The organism is Escherichia sp. WS1368, assembly GCF_046487485.1.
Taxonomy (GTDB): domain Bacteria; phylum Pseudomonadota; class Gammaproteobacteria; order Enterobacterales; family Enterobacteriaceae; genus Escherichia; species Escherichia coli.
In genome coordinates this window covers 1-546 of record NZ_JBJQJI010000053.1, presented here as the reverse complement: position 1 = coordinate 546, position 546 = coordinate 1, and the positions used below count along the sequence as shown (strand labels likewise).

Annotated in this window: 1 tRNA gene and 2 rRNA genes; all 3 read right to left on the bottom strand. The window is 48.4% G+C overall.

The features are described from left to right. Positions 1–91, bottom strand: a 23S ribosomal RNA gene (locus tag ACJHYD_RS24525); the annotation flags it as partial. 193 nt (positions 92–284) lie between these two features. Next, positions 285–360, bottom strand: a tRNA-Glu gene (locus ACJHYD_RS24520). An 85-nt stretch (positions 361–445) separates the two neighbouring features. After that, a 16S ribosomal RNA gene (locus tag ACJHYD_RS24515) occupies positions 446–546 on the bottom strand; the annotation flags it as partial.

Here is a 546-nt window from a genome sequence, read left to right as displayed (position 1 = left end):
TATCACCTTACCGACGCTTATCGCAGATTAGCACGTCCTTCATCGCCTCTGACTGCCAGGGCATCCACCGTGTACGCTTAGTCGCTTAACCTCACAACCCGAAGATGTTTCTTTCGATTCATCATCGTGTTGCGAAAATTTGAGAGACTCACGAACAACTTTCGTTGTTCAGTGTTTCAATTTTCAGCTTGATCCAGATTTTTAAAGAGCAAATATCTCAAACGTCACCCGAAGATGAGTTTTGAGATATTAAGGCAGGTGACTTTCACTCACAAACCAGCAAGTGGCGTCCCCTAGGGGATTCGAACCCCTGTTACCGCCGTGAAAGGGCGGTGTCCTGGGCCTCTAGACGAAGGGGACGTATCAGTCTGCTTCGCAAGACGCCTTGCTTTTCACTTTCTATCAGACAATCTGTGTGAGCACTGCAAAGCACAGTTCTTTAAGGTAAGGAGGTGATCCAACCGCAGGTTCCCCTACGGTTACCTTGTTACGACTTCACCCCAGTCATGAATCACAAAGTGGTAAGCGCCCTCCCGAAGGTTAAGC